This window comes from Pseudomonas sp. NPDC089569 (genome assembly GCF_050280625.1).
GTDB lineage: Bacteria > Pseudomonadota > Gammaproteobacteria > Pseudomonadales > Pseudomonadaceae > Aquipseudomonas.
The window spans coordinates 1-21775 of record NZ_JBNNVQ010000102.1; the positions used below are offsets into that span (position 1 = coordinate 1).

The window sequence follows — 21775 nt, forward strand, 5'->3', positions numbered from 1 at the left end:
TGGAGCGAGCAAGCTCGCGATGGTAGACGGGACACCGCGGGGTATCAGGTTCCCCGCGTTATCGTTGACGACCATCGCGAGCTTGCTCGCTCCTACAGATTTCTTACTGCGCGTAGATCTGGTCGAAGATTCCACCGTCGTTGAAGTGGGTCTTCTGCACGGTGCGCCAGTCACCGAAGGTCTTTTCCACCGACAGGAAGTCGACTTTCGGGAAGCGGTCGGTGTACTTGGCCAGCACCGCTGGGTCACGAGGACGGAGGTAGTTGGCGGCGGCGATTTCCTGACCTTCCGGCGACCACAGGTACTTAAGGTATTCCTCGGCGGCGGCGCGGGTGCCTTTCTTGTCGACGGATTTGTCGACCACCGATACCGGTGGCTCGGCTTCGGCGGAGACGCTGGGGTAGATCACTTCGAACTGGTCGCGGCCGAACTCGCGGGCGATCATTTCCGCTTCGTTCTCGAAAGTCACCAGCACGTCGCCGATCTGATTGGTCATGAAGGTCGTGGTAGCGGCGCGGCCACCGGTATCGAGCACCGGCGCTTGCTTGAACAGTTTGCCGACGAAGGCCTTGGCCTTGTCCTCGTCACCGCCGTTTTTCAGGACGTAGCCCCAGGCCGAGAGGTAGGTGTAGCGGCCGTTGCCGGAGGTTTTCGGGTTCGGCACCACGACTTGAACGCCATCCTTGAGCAGGTCCGGCCAGTCCTTGAGGGCTTTCGGGTTGCCCTTGCGCACGATGAATACGGTGGCCGAGGTGAACGGCGCGCTGTTGTTCGGCAGGCGTGTGACCCAGTTGTCCGGCACCAGTTTGCCGTTGTCCGCCAGGGCATTGATGTCGGTGGCCATGTTCATGGTGATCACGTCGGCCGGCAGGCCATCGATAACGGAACGTGCCTGTTTGCTGGAGCCGCCGAAGGACATTTGCAGGGTGATGTTTTCGTTGTGCTCGGCTTGCCAGTGTTTCTGGAACGCAGTGTTGTAGTCCTTGTAGAAGTCGCGCATCACATCGTAGGAAACGTTGAGCAGGGTCGGTGCGGCCTGGGCCATGCTGGTCAATGCCAGGCCGGCGGCCAGAAGTGAGGCGCCAAAGAGTTTTTTCACTGCGCAGTCCTTTTCATAAATGTTCTGGGTTCGAGGTGAGGCGATTTGCCAGCGACTATAGCCGGGCCTATATAGTCCCTTAAAGATTAAAAAGTACTTTGCTTATTCCATTTTCTTGAATAACGCATTACCGCAGCGCGAACAGAATGAAGCTTCATGTTCATGGTTGTCTTTGGCGCAAACCGGGCAATCATGAATCAGTTGGCCACCGCGCATGGCGGTGGCCAGTTCGGCAGTGAAGATGCCTGTCGGAACGGCGATGATCGAGTAGCCGGTAATCATCACCATCGACGAAATCACCTGGCCCAACGGCGTCTTGGGCACGATATCGCCGTAACCCACCGTGGTCAGCGTCACGATGGCCCAGTAGATGCTTTTGGGGATGCTGGTGAAGCCGCGCTCCGGTCCTTCGACCACATACATCAAGGTGCCGAACACCGTGACCAGGGTGCAGACGCTGAGCAGGAAAACGAGGATTTTCTGCTTGCTGCCGCGCAGGGCATCGAGCAGGTAATGCGCCTGCTTCAGGTACGGCCCCAGCTTGAGTACGCGAAAAATCCGCAGCATCCGGATGATCCGGATGATCAGCAGGTATTGGGCATCGCTGTAATACAGCGCAAGGATGCCGGGCACGATGGCCAGCAGGTCCACCAGTCCATAGAAACTGAAGGCATAGCGCAGGGGTTTGGGCGAGCAGTACAGGCGCAGGATGTACTCGCCGAGGAAAATGACCGTGAAGCCCCATTCGATGTAGGCCAGCAGGTCGGCGTAGTTGCGGTGGACGTCATCGATGCTGTCGAGCATCACCACCACCAGGCTGGCGAGAATGATCAAAAGCAGGATGGAGTCGAAACGGCGACCGGCCACCGTGTCAGTCTGGAAAATGACCACGTACAGGCGATCGCGCCACGAGTTGTTGCTGTCCATTCAAATTGCTCTGGCCATAAATCAGCGCAGCCTAGGTTGATTCTCCCCATGAGCGCAAGGCGCGCTGTCGACGGCGGCTTTATCGAGCATTCGTACCGCCGCACCGATCAGCCAGCAGGCCAGGATGAAGGGCGCAGTCAATGTGGCCAGGCCAATGTGGCCGAAGACAGGTGTCAGCAACAGCGCCAGGGCGATGGCCAGCAGCGGCAACCAGGGTTGACGGCGTTGCGAGCTGAAGGCCAGGGCTGCCAGCACGGCGTTGTAGCCGCCAAGGCCGAACAGGGCGGTGTTGTCGTGGTTCAGCAGGCCCAGGGCGAGCCCTGCAACAGACGCCAGCAACGCCCAGCAGAACGAACGACGATCAGCGATCAGCAAGCCGACGGCAATGAGCAGCCCGGCCAGCGGATGGCCGAGGAACATCACCTGACCGAAGCCTTCGAGGGAGGCGGCGAACAGATTCAGTGGGGTCGTATCGATCGCCGGGGCGGGCGCGGAAGGCTCGGCGAAGCACAGCAGCAACCAGCTCAGGCCCACGAACGGTGCCGTGTAGGCGGGCAGAAAACGGGAGAAGCGCGCACGTTTGAGCCACTGTTGAGTGATCATCGCGCTCAGGCCGCCTGCGGCCAGTATCAATGGCGGCAGCAGGGGCGACCAGGGGAAGTACAGGCTCAGCAACAGGCCCAGCAATACGCCGTTGTAGCTGAACAGCCCGGCCTGGCGATCGCTCTTGGGGTAATTGCGCCGTTGCGCGGTGAGCAATCCGGCCACCGCACCCAGCAGTGCGCCGGCGAACAGGACCGGAGCGGTGAGCAGGATCGCGAGCAGACACAGCAGGCCAAACAACGGGTGGCGCTGGAGGAAGATTTGACTGAAACCGTTGAGCAACGCTTCGGCCCAGTCGGGGCAGTGGGTGTTGAAATGATGGGCAGGCATGGCAGTTCAAAAAGTCAGTGGGGACCGCGTTGCCTGCATCGCGAGCAGGCTCGCTCCCACACTAAATCTTCGTTCAGTCCTGGTTTTGTGAGCGACACAAAACCAATGTGGGAGCGAGCCTGCTCGCGATGAGGCCGGTATGTGCGTTCTAGATCAACGTCTCGATACGCAAAGAGTTAGTCGATCCCGGCTGCCCAAAGGGCACACCGGCAGTGATCAATAACGTATCGCCACGCTGAGCCATGCCCTGGGCCTGGGCGATCTCCAGGGCTGTGGAGCAGACTTCATCGACCTGACGCAGCCGATCATTGACCACCGAGTGCACGCCCCAGGCCACGGTCAGGCGACGGGCGGTCTGCAGGTTCGGCGTCAGGTTGAGGATCGGCACGGTCGGCCGCTCCCGCGCCGCACGGAGGCTCGATGTGCCTGATTCGCTGTAGTTCACCAGCACCGCCACCGGCAGCACGTTGCTGATGCGACGGATTGCACAACTGATCGCATCGGAGACCGTCGCCTCGGCTTTCGGCCGACTGACATCCAGCTGGTTCTGGTAGTCCGGACCGTTTTCCACCTGACGGATGATCTTGCTCATCATCTGCACGGCTTCGAGTGGGTATTCGCCGGATGCGGTTTCCGCCGACAGCATGACCGCGTCGGCCCCTTCGGCCACGGCATTGGCGACATCGGTGACCTCGGCGCGGGTCGGGGCCGGCGAGAAGCGCATCGACTCCAGCATCTGGGTCGCCACCACCACCGGTTTGCCGAGCTGGCGGCAGGTGCCGATGATGTTTTTCTGAATCTGCGGCACGCCCTCGGCCGGCACTTCGACACCCAGGTCACCACGAGCGACCATGATCGCGTCGCTCAGTTCGGCGATTTCCCGCAGTTGGGTCACCGCCGATGGCTTCTCGATCTTGGCCATCAGAAAGGCTCTGTCGCCAATCAAGGCGCGGGCTTCGCGGATGTCATCGGGACGCTGGACAAATGACAGCGCCACCCAGTCCACGCCCAATTCCAGGCCGAAACTCAAGTCGCGACGATCCTTGGCGGTCAGCGGGCTCAAGTCGAGAACCGCTTGCGGTACGTTCACACCTTTGCGGTCCGACAGCTCGCCACCATTGAGGACGGTGGTGTCGATGGCGTCGGCGTACTTGGTGACCACCCGCAGGCGCAGTTTGCCGTCATCGAGCAGCAGGTCCATGCCCGGCTCCAGCGCGGCGATGATTTCCGGGTGCGGCAGGTTGACCCGGCGCTCATCGCCCGGTGCGGCATCCAGGTCCAGGCGCAAGGCCTGGCCGCGCACCAGATGTACCTTGCCTTCGGCGAATTTGCCGACCCGCAGTTTCGGGCCTTGCAGATCCATGAGGATGCCCAGCGGGTAGTTGAGCTGGCGCTCGACTTCGCGAATCCACTGATAGCGCTTGGCGTGATCGGCGTGATCGCCGTGGCTGAAGTTCAGGCGGAAGATGTTGACCCCGGCCTGAACCAGCTCGCGAATATCGTCGATTCCATCGATGGCGGGGCCCAGGGTGGCGAGAATCTTGACTTTTTTATCAGGCGTCATGTTTTGGGTTCTCGAGAATCAGGATGGCGCGGAAGTCATTGACGTTGGTGCGGGTCGGCTCGGTGACGATCAAGGCGTCCAGCGCCTGGAAGTAGCCGTAGCCGTTGTTGTTGTCCAACTCGTCGCTGGCGCTCAGCCCCAGGGCGGCGGCACGGGCGTAGCTGCCCGGGGTCATGATGGCGCCGGCGTTGTCTTCGGAGCCGTCGATGCCGTCGGTGTCGCCGGCCAGCGCATAGACGCCGGGCAGGCCCTTGAGGCTGTCGGTCAGGCTCAGCAGGAACTCGGCATTGCGTCCGCCGCGACCATTGCCGCGCACGGTGACGGTGGTTTCGCCGCCGGACAGGATCACGCAAGGCGCCGCCAGGGGCTGACCGTGTTGCACCACCTGGCGGGCGATGCCGGCATGGACCTTGGCGACTTCGCGGGATTCGCCTTCCAGATCCCCGAGGATCAGCGGGCTGAAACCGGCCTGGCGGCATTTGACCGCCGCGGCCTCGAGCGATTGCTGCGGGCGGGCGATCAACTGGAAGTGACTGCGGGCCAGGCTCGGGTCACCGGGCTTGACCGTCTCCGACTCCGGGCTCTGCAACCAGTTGCGCACCGAGGCCGGCACCTCGATGTTGTAGCGCTTGAGGATGGCCAGGGCTTCGGCCGACGTGCTCGGGTCGGCCACCGTAGGGCCGGAAGCGATGACCGTGGCGAGGTCGCCCGGTACATCGGAAATCGCATAGGTGTAGACGGTGGCCGGCCAGCAAGCCTTGCCCAGGCGTCCGCCCTTGATGGCCGAGAGATGTTTGCGAACGCAGTTCATCTCGCCGATGGTGGCACCGGACTTGAGCAGGGCTTTGTTGATCGATTGCTTGTCGGCCAGGGTGATGCCTTCGGCGGGCAGGGCCAGCAGTGCGGAGCCACCGCCGGACAGCAGGAAGATCACGCGGTCGCTTTCGCTGAGGTTGCTGACCAGTTCCAGCACTCGCTTGGCCACGGCCAGGCCGGCGGCGTCGGGTACGGGGTGAGCGGCCTCGACCACTTCGATTTTTTCGCACGGGGCGCCGTGGCCGTAACGGGTCACCACAAGGCCAGACACTTCACCCTGCCAGCAGCGCTCGACCACCTGGGCCATGGCGGCCGCGGCTTTACCGGCGCCGATGACAATCACCCGACCGCTGCGGTCAGCAGGCAAATGGGCTTCGAGGACTTGTTGCGGATGGGCCGCGTCGATGGCTGTGGCGAACAGCTCGCGCAGGAATTGTTGCGGATCGACCGACATGGCGGGCTCCCGGGATTCTTGTTATTTGAAGGGCAACTCGGAACCCTGTGGGAGCGAGCCCGCTCGCGATGAAATCACCGTGGTATATCTGATACGCCTCGGTGTCTGAATCGCGAGCAGGCTCGCTCCCACAGGGTTTTCAGGCAGGGCTTACTTCTTGTCGCGAATCGAGAAATTCGCCATGTGTTCCAGGCCCTTGATCAGCGCCGAGTGGTCCCAGTTACTGCCGCCGATGGCTGCGCAGGTGCTGAATACCTGTTGGGCGTTGGCGGTGTTCGGCAGGTTGATGTTCAGCTCCTTGGCGCCTTGCAGGGCCAGGTTCAGATCCTTCTGGTGCAGGCTGATGCGGAAGCCCGGATCGAAAGTGCCCTTGATCATGCGCTCGCCGTGTACCTCGAGGATTTTCGAGGAGGCAAAGCCGCCCATCAGCGCTTCGCGTACCTTGGCCGGGTCCGCACCGTTTTTCGAAGCGAACAGCAGGGCTTCGGCCACGGCCTGGATGTTCAGCGCAACGATGATCTGGTTTGCCACTTTCGCGGTTTGACCGTCGCCATTGCCACCGACCAGGGTGATGTTCTTGCCCATGGCCTGGAACAGCGGCAGGGCGCGTTCGAAGGCATCGGCATCACCGCCGACCATGATGCTCAGGGTCGCCGCCTTGGCGCCGACTTCACCGCCGGACACGGGTGCATCGAGGTATTGCGCACCTATTTCGTTGATCTTCGCGGCGAAAGCCTTGGTGGCGGTCGGCGAGATCGAACTCATGTCGATCACCACCTTGCCTTTGCCGACGCCGGCCGCAATGCCGTCGGCGCGGAACAGTACGTCATCGACCTGCGGGGTGTCCGGCACCATGACGATGATGAATTCGGCTTCCTGGGCGACTTCCTTCGGGTTGGCCAGTGCGACGGCGCCAGCGGCGACCAGATCGGCAGGGGCGGCGTCGTGGTGCACCGAAAGGAACAGGCTGTGACCGGCTTTCTGCAGGTTCGCCGCCATTGGGTGGCCCATGATGCCGGTGCCGATGAATCCGATTTTAGCCATGAGAAAATCCTCTTGTTTTTATTGCTCTGTTCGCAAAATTTTTGGGGCGTCAATGCGGACGCCTTCGCGGGCAAGCCTCGCTCCTACAGGCAACGCTGCTCCCGTAGGAGCGAGGCTCGCCCGCGAAGGACGATGACGCGGTCTCTGATCAGATTGCGTTATGGGTCTTGAGCCAGCCCAGACCCGCTTCGGTGGTGGTCAGTGGTTTGTATTCGCAACCAACCCAACCCTGGTAACCAATGCGGTCCAGGTGTTCGAACAGGAAGCGGTAGTTGATTTCACCGGTGCCCGGTTCGTTGCGCCCAGGGTTGTCGGCCAACTGGATATGGTTGATCTCGCCCAGGTGTGCGGCCATGGTGCGGGCCAGGTCGCCCTCCATGATTTGCATGTGATAGATGTCGTACTGCAGGAACAGGTTGGTGCTGCCGACCTGTTCGCGAATCGACAGGGCTTGCGCCGTGTTGTTCAGGTAGAAACCGGGGATGTCGCGGGTGTTGATCGCTTCCATCACCAGTTTGATACCCGCCGCTTGCAGCTTGTCGGCCGCATATTTGAGGTTGGCGACAAAGGTTTTTTCCACGGTGGCATCGTCGACGCCTTGTGGGCGGATACCGGCCAGGCAGTTGACCTGGGTGTTGCCCAGCACTTGCGCGTAAGCGATGGCCAGGTCGACACCTGCGCGGAATTCTTCGACCCGGTCCGGCAGGCAGGCGATACCGCGTTCGCCCTTGGCCCAGTCGCCGGCCGGCAGGTTGAACAGCACTTGGGTCAGGCCATTGGCATCGAGTTTGGCCTTGATTTCAGCCGAGCTGAAATCGTAGGGGAACAGATACTCCACGCCACTGAAGCCGGCCTTGGCGGCCGCTTCGAAACGGGCGAGAAAGTCCTGTTCGGTGAACAGCATGGACAGGTTGGCAGCGAAACGCGGCATGGTGGTCTCCCGTTGTAGATTCTCGTTTGGATCGTTCCCACGCTCCGCGTGGGAATGCCTCATGTGGCGCTCTGCGCCACGCTTTGGGGACGCAGAGCGTCCCGGGCTGCATTCCCACGCGGAGCGTGGGAACGATCATGGTGCTGTTAGTCGAGCAACGAAATCGCAGTCGGCGCGTCGTTGCCGACCAGTGCCAGGTCTTCGAATTCGTTGACCGCGTTGATCTCGGTACCCATGGAGATGTTGGTCACGCGCTCCAGGATAATCTCGACGATTACCGGTACCTTGAACTCTTCGATCAGCTCCTGGGCCTTGCGCAGGGCAGGGGCGATGTCGGTCGGTTCGAACACGCGCAGAGCCTTGCAGCCAAGACCTTCGGCAACGGCGATGTGGTCGACGCCATAACCGTTGAGCTCCGGCGCATTCAGGTTATCGAAGGACAGCTGCACGCAGTAGTCCATATCGAAACCGCGTTGCGCCTGACGGATCAGGCCCAGGTACGAGTTGTTCACCACCACGTGGATGTACGGCAGTTTGAACTGCGCGCCCACCGCCAGTTCTTCGATCATGAACTGGAAGTCATAGTCCCCCGACAGGGCCACGACTTTACGGTCAGGATCGGCCTTGACCACACCCAGCGCCGCCGGAATGGTCCAGCCCAGCGGGCCGGCCTGACCGCAGTTGATCCAGTGGCGCGGCTTGTAGACGTGCAGGAACTGTGCGCCGGCAATCTGCGACAGACCGATGGTGCTGACATAGCAGGTGTCCTTGCCGAACACCTGGTTCATTTCCTCGTAAACGCGCTGCGGCTTGACCGGCACGTTGTCGAAGTGGGTCTTGCGTTGCAGGCTGGCCTTGCGCTGCTGGCAGTCCTGCAGCCAGGCGCTGCGGTTTTTCAGCTTGCCGGCGGCTTGCCATTCGCGGGCGACTTCGATGAACACGGTCAGTGCGGCGGCGGCGTCGGAAACGATGCCCAGGTCCGGGGTGAACACGCGACCGATCTGGGTCGGCTCGATATCCACGTGAATGAACTTGCGACCTTCGGTGTACACGTCGACCGAACCGGTGTGGCGGTTGGCCCAGCGGTTGCCGACACCCAGAACGACATCGGATTTCAGCAGGGTCGCGTTGCCGTAGCGGTGCGAAGTCTGCAAGCCGACCATGCCGACCATCTGCGGGTGATCGTCGGGGATCGCGCCCCAGCCCATCAGGGTCGGGATCACCGGAATACCGGTCAGTTCGGCGAACTCCACCAGCAATTCGCTGGCGTCGGCATTGATGATGCCGCCGCCTGCTACCAGCAATGGACGCTCGGCTTGATCAAGCATTGCCAGGGCTTTTTCTACCTGAACGCGCGTGGCACTCGGCTTGGCCAGCGGCAATGGCTGGTAGGCGTCGATGTCGAATTCGATTTCGGCCATCTGCACGTCGAACGGCAGATCGATCAGCACCGGACCTGGACGGCCGGAGCGCATTTCATAGAAGGCTTTCTGGAACGCATAAGGCACCTGGCCCGGCTCCAGAACCGTGGTCGCCCACTTGGTGACTGGCTTGACGATGCTGGTGATGTCGACGGCCTGGAAGTCTTCCTTGTGCAAACGGGCGCGGGGTGCCTGGCCGGTGATGCAAAGGATTGGAATCGAGTCGGCCGAGGCGCTGTACAACCCGGTGACCATGTCGGTGCCGGCAGGGCCGGAGGTGCCGATGCACACGCCGATGTTGCCGGCCTTGGTGCGGGTGTAACCCTCGGCCATGTGCGACGCGCCTTCAACGTGGCGAGCGAGGACGTGATCGATGCCACCGACCTTTTGCAGGGCGGAGTACAACGGGTTGATGGCGGCACCAGGGATGCCAAAAGCGGTATCGACCCCTTCGCGGCGCATCACCAGAACGGCGGCTTCGATTGCTCTCATTTTGCTCATGGTTTTGTGCCTCTTTACGTTTTGTAATTGTATACAAGTGGCTTTGCGCTGAGTGTATTCACGGCGGATGACGCAGGTCAATCCATTTTCTCAAGCAGTCGTTTCATTCGTCGGAAGCCCAATCTACTGTGGCTTTTCGTCGCATATGGCGCTTTCTTTGGATTATTGTATACAAAAAAATAATTCATTGTGTTCTATTTGTTTCATCGGGCTGCGGCACAGCGAAGCAGTCCAACGGCTTTCCGAAAAACAAAATGAGGACGGCACCATGAGCGCTTTAACCTTGAAAGTCGCAGTCAACCTGGTCGAAGAGGCCATCACCGCGGCGCGGGCCATTCGCGCCGCGCCCCTGACCATCGCGGTGCTGGATGCCGGCGGGCATCTGATCACCCTGCAACGTGAAGACGGCGCCAGCCTGTTGCGTCCCCAGGTCGCCATCGGCAAGGCGTGGGGCGCCATCGCGTTGGGCAAGGGCTCACGCCTGCTGGCGCTGGATGCACAACAGCGCCCGGCGTTCATCGCCGCGTTGAACAGCCTGGGGCAGGGCAGCGTCGTACCGGCACCGGGTGGCGTGCTGATCCGTGATCAGGAAGGCAATGTGCTGGGCGCGGTGGGGATCAGCGGCGATCTGTCGGATGTCGACGAACAGTGTGCGATCAATGCGATCGAGGCGTTGGGGTTGAAGGCGGATGCGGGGGTGGCGGCTTGATCGGCGGCGCCTGACCTGATGCCATCGCGAGCAGGCTCGCTCCCACAGGTTGATCGCATTCCACAGTGGGAGCGAGCCTGCTCGCGATAGCACTCCAACAGACACATCCAGCCAAAAGTCTGTCCTTTGCTGTTGAGTTCACACGGCTAGCCTTCCCATGAACCCATTCATGGAGGCAAAGGAATGCCGGATTTTCCTGCTTCACATCGTCTGCGAATCGGTCGCTATGCCGAATCGAACCGCATTTATCTGTTGACCTCCAATACGCTTGGGAGAGAGCCGGTTTTCACGGACTTCACCTTGGGTAGATTGGTTGTCGATCAATTTCGATATGCACAGGATCAAGGCCTGGCGAATTCACTGGCCTGGGTAGTCATGCCCGATCATTTTCACTGGCTTGTCGAATTGCAGCAGGGATCACTGAGCGGGTTGATGCAAAGGGTCAAATCCTTAAGTACCAAAGCAATAAACAAGACTACAGGCTGCAAAAACAGCCTGTGGCAGCAAGGGTTTCATGATCGAGCGCTGCGCCGTGAGGAAGACTTGGTAAAACTGGCCCGGTACATCGTGGCCAACCCATTGCGGGCAGGTCTGGTAAAGCGCCTCGGCGATTATCCGTTATGGGATGCCATTTGGATTTGAGCTGAAACCGAGTGGCATTCATCGCGAGCAGGCTCGCTCCCACAAAGGATTTGTAAACGCCCAAGATCCAGTGTGGGAGCGAGCCTGCTCGCGATGGCCACGACGTGGTTTATCGATCCGGCTCACACCCCTTGAGCACCAATCGGATGATCGTCTGCGCCGCAGCCTCGTAATCCGCCTCATCGAGCTTGTCCTTGCCGGTCACGGCAGAGATCTGCCAGTCGAAATCGGCGTAGGTCTGGGTGGCGGCCCAGATGCTGAACATCAGGTGGTTGGGGGAGATGGGGGCGATCTGGCCGCGGTCGATCCAGGTCTGGATGCAGTCGATGTTGTGCTTGGCCTGGCCGTTGAGCTGTTCGACCAGGTCGGCGCTCAGGTGCGGGGCGCCGTGCATGATTTCGCTGGCGAATACCTTGGAGGCAAACGGCAGGTCGCGGGAGATGCGGATTTTGGAGCGGATGTAGCCGCTCAGCACTTCGCCGGGCACGCCGTCCGGGTTGAACGGTGTCGAGGCTTGCAGGATCGGCTCGATGATGCTTTCGAGCACCTCGCGATAGAGGTTTTCCTTGGATTTGAAGTAGTAGTAGACGTTGGGCTTGGGCAATCCCGCCTTGGCTGCGATGTCGCTGGTTTTGGTCGCAGCGAAGCCCTTGTCGGCAAATTCTTCACTGGCGGCACGCAGGATCAGTTGTTTGTTGCGCTCGCGGATAGTGCTCATAAACCAGGTGGTTCCTTGCCTGTACTGGCGGTTGCGCATGGTAGCACCGGCCTTTGGCGGCGCTCAAGAATGCTCCGCGCAGGGCTCGGCCGCGCTATGCTGGCCGGCAATCATTCAAGAAGGAAACCCGTTTCATGGCAGGAAGCAGTTTGCTGGTGCTGATCGATGACATCGCCGCCGTACTGGACGATGTGGCATTGATGACCAAAATGGCCGCCAAGAAGACTGCCGGCGTGCTGGGCGACGATCTGGCGCTCAATGCCCAGCAGGTCAGTGGCGTGCGGGCCGAGCGCGAGATCCCCGTGGTCTGGGCGGTTGCCAAGGGCTCGTTCATTAACAAGCTGATCCTGGTGCCATCGGCGTTGGCCATCAGCGCATTCGTACCCTGGCTGGTTACGCCGTTGTTGATGCTCGGCGGCGCCTACCTGTGTTTCGAGGGCTTTGAAAAGCTTGCCCACAAGTTCCTGCACGGCAAGGCCGAGGATCAGGCCGAACATGCCGAACTGGTCGAGGCAGTGGCTGATCCGGCGGTTGATCTGGTGGCTTATGAGAAGGACAAGATCAAAGGTGCGATCCGCACCGACTTCATTCTTTCGGCGGAGATCATTGCCATTACCCTCGGCGTCGTGGCCGATTCGGCGCTGACCCAGCAAGTCGTCGTGTTGTCGGGGATTGCCATTGTCATGACCATCGGTGTTTATGGCCTGGTGGCGGGCATCGTCAAGCTCGACGATCTGGGACTGTGGCTGACTCAGAAACCAGGGCAGCTGGCCAAAAGCATCGGCACGGGGATATTGCACGCGGCACCCTACATGATGAAAAGCCTGTCGGTCATCGGCACGGCAGCGATGTTTCTGGTGGGCGGCGGGATCCTCACTCACGGCGTGCCCGTGGTGCATCACTGGATTGAAAGTGTCGGTGCGGGAGCGGGTGGCGCGGGGTTTGTCGTGCCGGCGTTGCTCAATGGCCTGGCGGGGATTGTCGCTGGAGCGGTCGTACTGGCTGGGGTCATGGGCATCAGCAAAATCTGGAAAGCGCTGAAAGGCTGAAGCCTGCACAAAACAAATGTGGGAGCGAGCCTGCTCGCGATAGCGGTGTGTCAGACAACCCTTATGCTGGCTGACACACCGCTATCGCGAGCAGGCTCGCTCCCACACTGTTTTTTGGTTGCCGGTTACTCGGCAATCTGCAACTTGCGCGCCTCGGTGTACACGTAACGCACCTTCTCGTATTCGAACGGCGAGTTCATCTTGCCGTAGCGGAAACTGGTCTGGTATCGCTTGTCAATTGCGCGCAGCGCCCAGATCTCGGGATGGTTTTCGCTGACTTGAGCGACATTGAGGAAGTTGATGGCCGATTCGGCGCTGAAATCGACCACCAGGCCGCCGGTGTCACGCAGGTTCGACGGACCAAGGATCGGCAGGACGAAGTAGGCGCCACCGGGCACGCCGTAGAAGCCCAGCGTCTGACCGAAGTCTTCTTTCTGGCGCGGCAGGCCCATGGCCGTGGCCGGGTCCCACAGGCCGGCGATGCCAATGGTGGTGTTGAGCAGCAGTCGCCCGGTAATTTCCATCGAGCGCTGCCCTTTGAACTGCAGCAGGCTGTTGAGCAGGTTCGGCACATCGCCAAGGTTGTTGAAGAAGTTGCTGACGCCGGTGCGCAGGAAACTTGGCGTGATATAGCGATAGCCATCGACCACCGGGAGGAATACCCATTCATCGAACCGGTAGTTGAAGTGATAAACGCGGCGGTTCCATTCTTCTAGCGGGTCGTAGACGTTCAGCGCACTGAGCGTCGAGCGCTCGAACTCGCGCTGATCCATCCCCGGATTGATCTTCAGTTTGCTCAGTGGCTCCTTGAAACCGTCACTGTCGACGACCACCGGAGCATTGGCTTTGCTGTTGTCGGCATTGGCGACGCCCGCGCAGAGTAAAGCGGCGATAAGCAGGAGGTGTTTAGCCACGGAAGAACTCCAGCATGGCGTCGCTGTTGACGCGATAGTTAAGGTTGCCGCAGTGGCCGCCCAGTGGGTAAACAGTCAGGCGATCGCCAAACGTCTTGCGCAGGAAGCCGAGGTCACCGGGCCCGAGGATGACGTCGTCGGCGTTGTGCATGACAGCGATTTTCGGGCTCTCGTGCAGGTAGTCCTTCAGCGCATACAAACTGACCTGATCGATCAGTTGCAGCAGGCTGCCGCCATCGGTGCGGGCGCGCCACATCGGAATCACCTGCTCGGTGATGTAGCAGTCGAAGTCGCATTGCAGCGCACGCTTGAGGAACGGTGTCAGGGAGGTGCCTTCGGTGATCGGGTACTTCGGCGGGGTGATCAGGCCACGGCGATTGATCAGGTCCGAAGTAAAGGCGATGTCGGCCGCCGAGAAACGGAACGACGTGCCGATCAGCATGGCCATCTGCTCGTTGCTCAGATGTTGCTTGGACTGCTGGAAGTCGTAGAGCAGGGCGTCGTTGAGGTCGATGTAGCCCTTCTGCTGGAAGTATCGGGTGAGTTTGTTCAGCACCAGCTCGTAGAAAGTGGTGGTGTTGTTGATGCCCTTGACCTCCGTCTGCACAAGCCTGTCCAGATTGGTGATCGAGGTGTAGAGGTTGACGGGCGGGTTGAGCAGCAAGACCTTCTTGAAGTTGAAGCTGCGCCGGGTTTCATCCAGATGCGCGACGAAGGCGGCATCCAGGCCACCGAGGCTGTAGCCGGTGAGGTAGTAGTCGGTGACGGGCACGTTCGGGTTTTGCGCCCGCACGGCCTGCATCACCCGGTACATGTCTTCAGCGTCTTCCTTGGAGATGCCGGGGGTGGCGAAGCGTGAAGCGGCGCTCATGAAGTCGTAGCTGGTCGGCGATGACAGTTGCACCACGTGATAGCCGGCCTTGTAGTAGAGCTTCTTCAGGTACTCGTTAAGGCTGCTGTCGTAGCGTGCGCCGGTGCCTGCGATCAGGAAGATCAGCGGCGCGGCCTTGTCCTGGGTGGCGATGCGGTAGGTGAGTTTTTTCACCGGCCAGAAATTGTCCGGCAATTCGAATTGGCGCTCCGGACGCAAGGTGAGGCTGCGGTCCGACTGGTTGATGTCATCGTCCTGCGGCAGGTCCGGGCGCAAGTCCGGTGGTGTCGTGGCGATGGTCGCTTCGAACGGGTTGGTCAAAGGGTAGCCATAACTGGCCGCGTCGATATCGACCGCCAGTGCGGACGCACTCAGGATAAGGCCGCCAAACAGGGCGGCGAAGCGCAAGGAACGGAGCATGACTGGATCCTTTGAAAAGGTGCCGAATGAAGTTCGCAGGCTATGACCACGGCTTTCGCGCCTAAGTGCCATGCCTCGGCACCAAACAGGCTTAATTCGGGGTAAGAGTAGCTGGACGATACACTTTGCAGTGATTGGATATCCAGTTAACAGTTGTTAGCACTTGCACAAGGCTGGCGGAAGATTAAGCTGGCCGCCGTTTTTGCCTATTGGAGTGTTTCATGTCCCGCCGTCTGCCTGTGATTCTGCTGCTCGTATTGCTGCCCTTGTGGCTGGCCGCCAGTTACGGCGCGCGTTTTGGCTTCATGGAAGATGCGCAATGGGTTGGTATCTGCGTGGATGAAGCGAGCCGCTGGGAGTGCCAGGTCCGTTCGAACCTGGGCCTGATGATTCACTTCGCAATACTGGGCTGGGCCGCCGTGGCGGCTGCCGTGATCGGCTTCGTCGTGCCGGGACGGGCGGGATGGTGGCTGGCGGTGCTGGCGCTGGTGCTCGGGTTTCCGGCGCTGGCGCTGTACAACACGACGCTGGCGGTGTTTGCGGTGGTGATTGCCGGGTTGCGGCTGGTGCGCGCGCCTCGTAGCGCCTGATAGATTGCTATCGCGAGCAGGCTCGCTCCCACAATTGATCTTTGTCGTGCACGGATGTTGTGTTCACTAAAGATCTACTGTGGGAGCGAGCCTGCTCGCGATGAGAAGATCAGTTGCTGCGAACTCTCAAGCTCCGCCACAGCGCCCCCACCATCAACACACTCACCAACGCCCAACCCCAGGCCTGCTGATTCTGCAACCCTTCACGATAAAGCTGCGGCGCAATCCCGGCGCCGATGATGAAGGTCAGCAACGCGATCTCGCGGCGCGGCACGCTGACCGGGCGGCCCAGATAAACCAGCGCCGGGACGATGAAGGCCACGCTCGGGAAGCTGCGATAACGCGGGTCGAATACCAGCTCCAGCATCATCACTGCCGCTGCAAATCCTGTCACTGCCAACAGCCAACCTGAACGTCGTTCGAGGATGTTGAACGCTCGCCCGCGCCAGCCGCTGCGGGGGCTCAAGGTCAATGCGGCGTGGGCCAGCACCAACAGATTCAATGCCGTCAGCAACGCGACCCACAGCCATTCACTGTTGAAGCGCGTGGTGACGCGTGCCAGATCACCCCAGGCGCCAATCGCGCAGCCAGCCAAGGCGCCCAGCAGCGGCAGCACCAACGCCGCGCGTGTGTCGCGCACTCGGCCGCCGAGGATCAGCGTGCCGAGGAAGATCAAGCCACCCACCGCCAGCCACTGCGACCAGTACGGTACGTTCGAAACCGGGCCGGCCAGTACACCCTTGTCCTGGCGGTCGGCATCGAACAGACCCCAGTAACCACCGACCGCGCCTTCGCTGGCGCGTTTCCACGGTTGGTCGAAGGCTTCGATCAGGTTGTAGTGCCAGCCTTGCTGCTCGGCCATGGCCACGAAACCACGGATGAATTTGGCTTCGTTGACCCGGCTCGGCAATGCGGTTTCACGCTGGCGGCCTTCGCTCGGCCAGCCGGTTTCGCCGATCAACACGTCCTTGGGGGCGAATTTGTTGCCGAACACCTGGCGTACTTCGGCCACGTGTTGCAAGGCGGCGTCGATGTTCGAGGGATCGTCTTCCCAGTACGGCAGCAAGTGGATGGTGAGGAAGTCCACGGCCGGTGCAATTTCCGGATGCTTGAGCCAGAACTCCCAGACGTCGGCATAAGTGACAGGCTGTTTGACCTGGCTTTTGACCTTGTTGATCAGCCGGGCCAGCTGCGCGCCGGTCACTTCCTTGCGCAGCAGGGTTTCGTTGCCGACGATGACCGCCGATACCACGTCCGCATTGGCATTGGCCGAGGCGATCAGCAAGTCGACTTCCTTTTCGGTGTCCACCGGGTTGCTGTTCACCCAGGCGCCGATCATCAGTTTCAATCCGTGCTTGCGTGCCAGGTCGGGCAGGGCTTCGAGGCCGGTCATGGAGTAGGTGCGAATGCACTGGAAGCTTTTGGACAGCAGCGCCAGGTCGGCGTCCATGCGCTCGGGACGCAGATTGAACGGCACATCGAACGGCGACTGGTCCTTGTCGAAGGGCGTGTAGGACGCGCATTGCAGCTTGTGCGTCGGGGTGGCTGCGTCCGGCAGGATCACAGGCTTGCCGAGGCCATACCAGAAGCCAATCAAGGCAAACAGCCCCAGCAGGCAGGCAAACAGATAAGCAGGGAAGGGGAAGCGGGATGTCGCGGACATGGTCAGGCCGTCTGGGAGCAAAGCGGCGCATGTTACCTGCATGAGCGGGTGTCTCACATGAAATTGACATGCAAAGTTCAGGCGGATTGGTCAGCTCATGTGTCGGGTGCAAAATTAATGGCGTTCTGATGTCGTTTCTCGATGCCTTGAGGTCGCTGGCAGATCAGGTTGTCATTGACGCGAGGTTGATGATCGGAGGCGTCAGTCCCCTCGTTGATAAATCGCGCTGATGATCGAACGAGTTTGCTGTGGGCGTGATGGGGGCGCTGTGCACCATAACAATACGTTGACGCGACTCGGCATCCGTCGAGCGCAGCACTTTCGGGGAAGTAACGATGAAGATGCGACGACTATTAGGCGCAGGTGCCGCTCTGGTACTTGCGATGGGCTCCACCTTCGCCAGTGCCGAGAGCAAGACCCTGAGCATCGGTTACGTTGACGGCTGGTCCGACAGCGTCGCGACCACACACGTGGCCGCCGAAGTGATCAAGCAGAAACTCGGTTATGACGTGAAGCTGCAAGCGGTCGCCACCGGGATCATGTGGCAGGGCGTGGCCACCGGCAAACTCGACGCCATGCTCTCGGCCTGGCTGCCGGTGACCCACGGCGAGTACTGGGCCAAGAACAAGGACGAGGTCGTCGACTACGGGCCGAACTTCAAGGATGCAAAAATCGGCCTGATCGTGCCGGAGTACGTCAAGGCCAAGTCGCTTGAGGATCTCAAGACCGACGACAGCTTCAAGAAACGCATCGTCGGCATCGACGCCGGTTCAGGCGTGATGCTCAAGACCGACCAGGCCATCAAGGACTACGACCTGACCGGTTATCAACTCAAGGCCAGCTCCGGGGCCGGCATGATTGCCGAACTGACCCGTGCCGAGAAGAAGAACGAATCCATTGCCGTGACCGGTTGGGTGCCGCACTGGATGTTCGCCAAGTGGAAACTGCGCTTCCTCGAAGACCCGAAAGGCGTGTATGGCGCGGCTGAAACCGTGAACAGCATCGGCAGCAAGGAACTGGCAACCAAGGCACCGGAAGTGGCCAAGTTCCTGAAAAACTTCCAGTGGGCTTCGAAAGACGAAATCGGCGAAGTCATGCTGGCAATCCAGGAAGGCGCCAAGCCTGATGCAGCGGCGAAAGATTGGGTGGCCAAGCACCCGGATCGCGTGGCTGACTGGACCAAGTAACAGCCTTCCTGCTTCCCTCTGTGGGAGCGAGCCTGCTCGCGATAGCGGAGTGTCAGAGATGGATGTTCGACTGACACGCCGCCATCGCGAGCAGGCTCGCTCCCACAGGTATTTGTATGTGCTGGAAAATGGCGAAAACGCCATGTGGTACTAAGACTAAGGTCGTCTGGAACCTGTCCTTGCGCCGAATCAGAGTGGTTACGTTCCAACCAAATCTGTGCTGCGAGGATAAAAACAATGAACGACAGCATTTACCTCTCGATTCAAAACAGCCCGCGATTCAAGGAGCTGGTTAGCAAGAGGGAGCGATTCGCCTGGATTCTTTCGGCGATCATGCTAGGGCTTTACTCCGGATTCATCCTTTTGATTGCCTACGGGCCGCAGGTACTGGGATCGAAAATCAGTCCTGATTCTTCGATTACCTGGGGCATACCGATCGGTGTCGGGCTGATTGTTTCGGCCTTCGTCCTGACCGGTATCTACGTTCGACGCGCCAATGGCGAGTTCGACGAGCTGAACAATGCGATTCTCAAGGAGGCTCAGCAATGATCCGGCGTCTGATGGCTCTCTTGAGCCTTGCAGCCTTTGCACCTGGCGCCTGGGCGGCTGAAGCCCTGACCGGCGCGGTACAAAAGCAACCCCTGAACGTTTCCGCGATCGTGATGTTCATCGCCTTCGTCGGTGCGACCCTGTGTATCACCTACTGGGCGTCCAAGCGCAACAATTCGGCAGCCGACTACTATGCGGCGGGCGGCAAGATCACCGGTTTCCAGAATGGTCTGGCGATTGCCGGTGACTACATGTCGGCGGCGTCCTTCCTGGGTATTTCCGCGCTGGTGTTCACTTCCGGCTATGACGGTCTGATCTACTCCATCGGCTTCCTGGTGGGCTGGCCGATCATTCTGTTCCTGATCGCCGAGCGGTTGCGCAACCTGGGTAAATACACCTTTGCCGACGTGGCGTCCTATCGCCTGGGGCAAACCCAGATCCGCTCGCTGTCCGCGTGCGGCTCTCTGGTGGTGGTCGCGTTTTACCTGATCGCGCAAATGGTCGGCGCCGGCAAGCTGATCCAGCTGCTGTTCGGCCTCGACTATCACGTTGCGGTGATCCTGGTCGGTATCCTGATGTGCCTGTATGTGCTGTTCGGCGGCATGCTGGCGACCACCTGGGTGCAAATCATCAAGGCGGTACTGTTGCTGTCCGGCGCCTCGTTCATGGCGCTGATGGTGATGAAGCACGTCAACTTCGACTTCAGCACGCTGTTCTCCGAAGCAATCAAGGTGCACCCCAAAGGTGAGGCCATCATGAGCCCGGGCGGTCTTGTGAAGGATCCGATCTCGGCGTTTTCCCTTGGTTTGGCGCTGATGTTCGGTACGGCGGGCCTGCCGCATATCCTGATGCGCTTCTTCACCGTGAGTGACGCGAAGGAAGCCCGCAAGAGTGTGCTGTATGCCACCGGTTTCATTGGTTACTTCTACATCCTGACCTTCATCATCGGCTTCGGCGCGATTCTGCTGGTCAGCACCAACCCGGCCTTCAAGGATGCTGCTGGCGCCTTGCTGGGTGGTAACAACATGGCGGCGGTGCACCTGGCCAACGCGGTCGGTGGCAGCATCTTCCTGGGCTTCATCTCGGCGGTGGCGTTCGCGACCATCCTGGCCGTGGTTGCCGGTCTGACCCTTGCGGGTGCATCGGCGGTGTCTCACGACCTTTACGCCAGTGTGATCAAGAAGGGCAAGGCCAACGAGAAGGATGAAATCCGCGTCTCGAAAATCACCACCATCACGCTGGCGGTGCTGGCGATCGGCCTGGGTATTCTGTTCGAAAGCCAGAACATTGCGTTCATGGTCGGCCTGGCGTTCTCCATCGCAGCCAGTTGCAACTTCCCGGTGCTGCTGCTTTCCATGTACTGGAAAAAGCTCACCACTCGCGGTGCGATGATTGGCGGCTGGATGGGGTTGGTCAGTGCCGTTGGCCTGATGATCCTCGGTCCGACCATCTGGGTGCAGATCCTGCATCACGAGAAGGCCATCTTCCCGTATGAATACCCGGCGCTGTTCTCGATGATCATTGCCTTTATCGGTATCTGGTTCTTCTCGATCACCGACAAGTCCACCGCGGCTGAAAACGAGCGGGCGCTGTTCTTCCCGCAGTTCGTGCGTTCGCAGACCGGTTTGGGGGCGAGTGGGGCGGTGTCGCACTAAGGCTTGATGCCTTTATAAGTAGTAGCGTTTAAAAAAGATGCCCTGGTCGAGAGATCGGGGCATTTTTTATTGGGCGGTTATCGCACTGAATCTGGAGTGGGGGCGATTTTTTGCTACAGGTGCCGCGCAACTCAATTGTAGGAGCGAGCCTGCTCGCGATGAGCCCGAGGTCGCCGCGGGGTATCAGGCAGCCCGCGTTATCGTTGGCCTCCTTCGCGAGCATGCTCGCTCCTACAGGAAGGGGGAGGCTGGCATCGCCACAAACAAAAACGGCCTCTATATAGAGGCCGTTTCCGATAAAGCCAGGGCGCTAGAGCAAGACAGGTCTTACTTGCGGTCTTCCAGCTTGGTGATGTCACGCGACTCGTAGCCGGTGTACAGCTGGCGTGGACGGCCAATCTTGTACGGGCTGGAGAGCATTTCCTTCCAGTGGGAGATCCAGCCGACGGTGCGTGCCAAGGCGAAGATCACGGTGAACATGCTGGTCGGAATGCCGATCGCCTTGAGGATGATCCCCGAGTAGAAGTCGACGTTCGGGTACAGCGAGCGCTCGATGAAGTACGGATCGGTCAGGGCGATCTCTTCCAGGCGCATGGCCAGTTCGAGTTGCGGATCGTTGGTGATGCCCAGTTCCTTCAACACTTCGTCACAGGTCTGCTTCATGACGGTGGCGCGTGGATCGCGGTTCTTGTAGACGCGGTGACCGAAGCCCATCAGTTTGAACGGATCGTTCTTGTCCTTGGCCTTGGCGATGAACTTGTCGATGTTAGAAACATCGCCGATTTCATCGAGCATGGTCAGAACGGCTTCGTTGGCGCCGCCGTGGGCAGGGCCCCACAGTGCAGCGATACCGGCGGCGATACAGGCGAACGGGTTGGCACCCGAGGAGCCTGCCAGGCGCACGGTGGAAGTCGATGCGTTCTGCTCGTGGTCGGCGTGGAGGATGAAGATCCGGTCCATGGCCTTGGCGAGCACCGGGCTGATCGGTTTGATCTCGCACGGAGTGTTGAACATCATTCATGTAGGCGGCACCTCGCTATTACCCGCAACGGGCAGACTACCGGGCCTGGCAAAATCGTGGTTGGGACGGGCGTAATCGCGGTGGTTGGGATAACGAC

General features: G+C 60.2%; 19 protein-coding genes and 1 pseudogene. 7 read left to right on the forward strand and 13 right to left on the reverse strand.

The features are described 5' to 3' along the window. Positions 1–103 precede the first annotated feature (103 nt). The 8 genes from ACQKP2_RS26570 to gcl all read right to left on the reverse strand — a co-directional run bounded on the left by ACQKP2_RS26570 (position 104) and on the right by gcl (position 9690). A complete protein-coding gene (locus ACQKP2_RS26570; protein WP_427580857.1) occupies positions 104–1099 on the reverse strand; it encodes a sulfate ABC transporter substrate-binding protein in 996 nt (331 codons plus the stop codon). 102 nt (positions 1100–1201) lie between these two features. Next, complete coding sequence (locus ACQKP2_RS26575) at positions 1202–2026, reverse strand: ion transporter (protein WP_427580859.1); 825 nt, start codon at positions 2024–2026, stop codon at positions 1202–1204. A 21-nt stretch (positions 2027–2047) separates the two neighbouring features. Next, positions 2048–2959, reverse strand: a complete 912-nt coding sequence (locus tag ACQKP2_RS26580) for an urea transporter (protein ID WP_427580861.1) — start codon at positions 2957–2959, stop codon at positions 2048–2050. A 148-nt stretch (positions 2960–3107) separates the two neighbouring features. Continuing rightward, entirely contained in the window at positions 3108–4523 is a 1416-nt protein-coding gene (gene pyk, locus ACQKP2_RS26585; protein WP_427580863.1) for a pyruvate kinase, read from the reverse strand. Then, positions 4513–5793, reverse strand: coding sequence for a glycerate kinase type-2 family protein (locus tag ACQKP2_RS26590; protein ID WP_427580865.1), 1281 nt, complete (start codon positions 5791–5793; stop codon positions 4513–4515). The genes pyk and ACQKP2_RS26590 overlap by 11 nt, the downstream gene beginning before the upstream one ends. 150 nt (positions 5794–5943) lie before the next feature. After that, a complete protein-coding gene (locus tag ACQKP2_RS26595) occupies positions 5944–6837 on the reverse strand; it encodes a 2-hydroxy-3-oxopropionate reductase (protein ID WP_427580867.1) in 894 nt (297 codons plus the stop codon). Positions 6838–6985: 148 nt separating this feature from the next. After that, a complete protein-coding gene (hyi, locus tag ACQKP2_RS26600) occupies positions 6986–7768 on the reverse strand; it encodes a hydroxypyruvate isomerase (protein ID WP_427580869.1) in 783 nt (260 codons plus the stop codon). Between the two features lie 146 nt (positions 7769–7914). Next, the gene (gene gcl, locus ACQKP2_RS26605; RefSeq protein ID WP_427580871.1) at positions 7915–9690 is read right to left on the reverse strand and encodes a glyoxylate carboligase; all 1776 of its coding nucleotides are present in this window, start codon (positions 9688–9690) and stop codon (positions 7915–7917) included. A 268-nt stretch (positions 9691–9958) separates the two neighbouring features. Here gcl and ACQKP2_RS26610 point away from each other — a divergent pair, with 268 nt between their 5' ends. Together ACQKP2_RS26610 and ACQKP2_RS26615 are read left to right on the forward strand one after the other, a co-directional pair. Beyond that, positions 9959–10399 (forward strand): GlcG/HbpS family heme-binding protein, encoded by a 441-nt coding sequence (locus ACQKP2_RS26610; protein ID WP_427580873.1) that lies wholly within the window; start codon positions 9959–9961, stop codon positions 10397–10399. Positions 10400–10582: 183 nt separating this feature from the next. Further along, the gene (locus ACQKP2_RS26615; RefSeq protein ID WP_427580875.1) at positions 10583–11041 is read left to right on the forward strand and encodes an REP-associated tyrosine transposase; all 459 of its coding nucleotides are present in this window, start codon (positions 10583–10585) and stop codon (positions 11039–11041) included. Positions 11042–11150: 109 nt separating this feature from the next. Here ACQKP2_RS26615 and ACQKP2_RS26620 read toward each other — a convergent pair whose 3' ends face one another. Continuing rightward, positions 11151–11759, reverse strand: coding sequence for a TetR/AcrR family transcriptional regulator (locus tag ACQKP2_RS26620; RefSeq protein WP_427580877.1), 609 nt, complete (start codon positions 11757–11759; stop codon positions 11151–11153). 134 nt (positions 11760–11893) lie between these two features. Between ACQKP2_RS26620 and ACQKP2_RS26625 the strand changes: the two genes are divergently transcribed. Continuing rightward, a complete protein-coding gene (locus ACQKP2_RS26625; RefSeq protein WP_427580878.1) occupies positions 11894–12808 on the forward strand; it encodes a DUF808 domain-containing protein in 915 nt (304 codons plus the stop codon). Between the two features lie 125 nt (positions 12809–12933). Here the strand turns inward: ACQKP2_RS26625 and ACQKP2_RS26630 are convergent, their stop codons facing one another. Together ACQKP2_RS26630 and ACQKP2_RS26635 are read right to left on the reverse strand one after the other, a co-directional pair. Next, the gene (locus ACQKP2_RS26630) at positions 12934–13722 is read right to left on the reverse strand and encodes an MlaA family lipoprotein (protein ID WP_427580880.1); all 789 of its coding nucleotides are present in this window, start codon (positions 13720–13722) and stop codon (positions 12934–12936) included. Next, positions 13715–15013, reverse strand: a complete 1299-nt coding sequence (locus ACQKP2_RS26635) for a serine/threonine protein kinase (protein ID WP_427580882.1) — start codon at positions 15011–15013, stop codon at positions 13715–13717. Before ACQKP2_RS26635 ends, ACQKP2_RS26630 begins: the two co-directional genes overlap by 8 nt. A 221-nt stretch (positions 15014–15234) precedes the next feature. Between ACQKP2_RS26635 and ACQKP2_RS26640 the strand changes: the two genes are divergently transcribed. After that, positions 15235–15603 carry a hypothetical protein gene (locus ACQKP2_RS26640; protein WP_427580884.1) on the forward strand — a complete coding sequence of 123 codons (369 nt, stop codon included), beginning with the start codon at positions 15235–15237 and terminating at the stop codon, positions 15601–15603. Between the two features lie 109 nt (positions 15604–15712). Here ACQKP2_RS26640 and ACQKP2_RS26645 read toward each other — a convergent pair whose 3' ends face one another. Then, entirely contained in the window at positions 15713–17308 is a 1596-nt protein-coding gene (locus ACQKP2_RS26645) for a beta (1-6) glucans synthase (RefSeq protein ID WP_427580886.1), read from the reverse strand. Positions 17309–17601: 293 nt separating this feature from the next. On the opposite strand from ACQKP2_RS26645, the gene ACQKP2_RS26650 reads away from it, so the two are divergent. From ACQKP2_RS26650 to ACQKP2_RS26660, 3 genes are all read left to right on the forward strand, one after another. Continuing rightward, on the forward strand, positions 17602–18453 hold the full coding sequence (locus tag ACQKP2_RS26650) for a glycine betaine ABC transporter substrate-binding protein (RefSeq protein ID WP_427580888.1): 852 nt from the start codon (positions 17602–17604) through the stop codon (positions 18451–18453). 237 nt (positions 18454–18690) lie between these two features. Then, positions 18691–19002, forward strand: coding sequence for a DUF485 domain-containing protein (locus ACQKP2_RS26655; protein ID WP_427580890.1), 312 nt, complete (start codon positions 18691–18693; stop codon positions 19000–19002). Further along, positions 18999–20657 (forward strand): cation acetate symporter, encoded by a 1659-nt coding sequence (locus ACQKP2_RS26660; protein WP_427580892.1) that lies wholly within the window; start codon positions 18999–19001, stop codon positions 20655–20657. The genes ACQKP2_RS26655 and ACQKP2_RS26660 overlap by 4 nt, the downstream gene beginning before the upstream one ends. Positions 20658–20984: 327 nt before the next feature. Here the strand turns inward: ACQKP2_RS26660 and ACQKP2_RS26665 are convergent. Continuing rightward, a pseudogene (locus tag ACQKP2_RS26665) lies at positions 20985–21674 on the reverse strand (citrate/2-methylcitrate synthase); the annotation flags it as partial. Between the last annotated feature and the right edge of the window lie 101 nt (positions 21675–21775).